This is a genomic window from Pseudomonas sp. LRF_L74, from assembly GCF_965644255.1.
Lineage (GTDB): Bacteria > Pseudomonadota > Gammaproteobacteria > Pseudomonadales > Pseudomonadaceae > Aquipseudomonas.
In genome coordinates this window covers 1-1,922 of record NZ_CBFFRH010000027.1, presented here as the reverse complement: position 1 = coordinate 1,922, position 1,922 = coordinate 1, and the positions used below count along the sequence as shown (strand labels likewise).

The 1,922-nt window shown below is 61.3% G+C and carries 1 protein-coding gene; it reads left to right on the top strand.

Features of this window, described 5'->3' with window-relative positions:
* The first annotated feature begins 428 nt into the window (after window positions 1–428).
* Window positions 429–1,850 carry a group II intron reverse transcriptase/maturase gene (ltrA, locus tag ACSZPK_RS26895; protein ID WP_437884671.1) on the top strand — a complete coding sequence of 474 codons (1,422 nt, stop codon included), beginning with the start codon at window positions 429–431 and terminating at the stop codon, window positions 1,848–1,850.
* The last annotated feature ends 72 nt before the right edge of the window (window positions 1,851–1,922 follow it).

The following is a 1,922-nucleotide window of genomic DNA, read 5'->3' as shown; positions in this document are numbered from 1 at the left end:
GGTGCGCCAGGCATGGCGCGTTGCGCGTTAGCGCAACCAGTTCGGCTGTGGTGGCTGCACTGGTGACTTGGAGGTGAAAGTCCTCTACACACCCGGCGAGGGGAAGTGTTAGCCAGAGGCAAGGGTGTCGTGGGTGACTGCGAATCTGAAGGAAGCCCGAGGCAAAATGCTGGCCTGACGAACAGGAAGCGGATAGAGGCGACGCAGCGGGGTAAGACGGCCGAAATCGTCAAAGCCCGATACTTGCACGGAACGCTGTGACGTAGATCCGACAGGCATAAGCAGGAAGGTCGCGCGAATTACCCTGGGAGATCTGTGCGCTTGCCAGTGTGCTACCGAGCGTCGAAAGGCGACGGGATGGGCGTGCAGAAGTCAGCCGAGGCCGTAGTAAGTGGCAGTTGACCGCGCCACCAAGGGCCGAACAGGTTATGCCGCCAGTAGGCGTCAGTGTCTCGTTGATAACCGAAATGCAGAAATTTCTCCAAGAGAAGACTGTCACCCCGAGTCCCGGCCAGAAGCCGAGGATGACGCCTGGCAGCGCAGAGGTATCAATGGCGTCAGTGACGTGGACGAACGCGGAGCCGGACACGCTGATGGAGCAGGTGCTTGCACCGGGCAACCTCAAGCGTGCGTATCAGCGCGTGGTCAGCAACAAGGGGGCGCCGGGTGCCGATGGCATGACGGTCGTCGACTTGGCAGGCTACGTGAAACAGTATTGGCCAGTCCTCAAGGCCAGGTTGCTGGCCGGTGAGTACCATCCCCAGGCAGTGCGTGCGGTTGAAATTCCCAAGCCGCGGGGCGGTATCCGGCAACTGGGTATTCCCAGTGTCGTGGATCGCCTGATCCAACAAGCCCTGCTGCAACAGCTCACGCCGATCTTCGATCCGCTGTTCTCGGACTACAGCTACGGCTTTCGTCCGGGCAGAAGCGCTCACCAGGCTGTCGAGATGGCCCGCGCCCATGTGGCGGCGGGACATCGCTGGTGCGTGGAGCTTGACCTGGAGAAATTCTTCGACCGGGTCAACCACGACATCCTGATGGCATGCGTTGAGCGCCATGTCGAAGATCCGCGCGTGCTCAGACTCATCCGTCGCTACCTCGAAGCGGGAGTCATGTCGGGCGGGGTTGTTAGCCATCGGCCGGAGGGGACGCCGCAAGGCGGCCCACTCTCGCCGCTGCTATCGAACATCCTGCTCGATGAGCTCGACCGTGAGCTGGAAGGGCGTGGTCATCGCTTCGCGCGTTATGCCGATGATGCGAATATTTATGTTCGTAGTCCTCGTGCTGGCGAACGGGTGCTGGCCAGTGTCGAGCGGTTCTTGAATCAACGCCTGAAACTGACGGTGAACCGAGACAAGAGCCGAGTGGCGGGATCGTGGAAGTGCGATTACCTGGGGTATGGGATGAGCTGGCACCCGCAGCCTAGGCTGCGAGTGGCGACGATGAGCCTAAGGCGCTTGCGCGCCCGGCTCGGGGAATTGCTGCGCGCAGTCCGGAAGCAGAAGGTGGCGAGCGTCATCGGGCGGATCAATCCAGTGCTGCGTGGTTGGGCCGGCTATTTCAAGCTCAGCCAGAGCAAGCGTCCACTGGAAGAGTTGGATGGCTGGGTCAGGCACAAACTTCGCTGCGTCATCTGGCGTCAATGGAAGCAGCCCTCTACGAGGGCGCGCAACTTGATGCGTCTTGGCTTGAGCGAGGAACGTGCCTGCAAATCAGCCTTCAATGGGCGAGGCCCGTGGTGGAACTCGGGAGCGCCACATATGAATCAGGCGCTGCCGAAGACGCTGTGGGACAGACTTGGGCTGGTCTCGATACTGGATACGATCAACCGGCTTAATCGCATGGCCTGAACCGCCGTATACGGAACCGTACGTACGGTGGTGTGGGAGGACGGCGGGGGCGACCCCGCCTCCTACCCGATC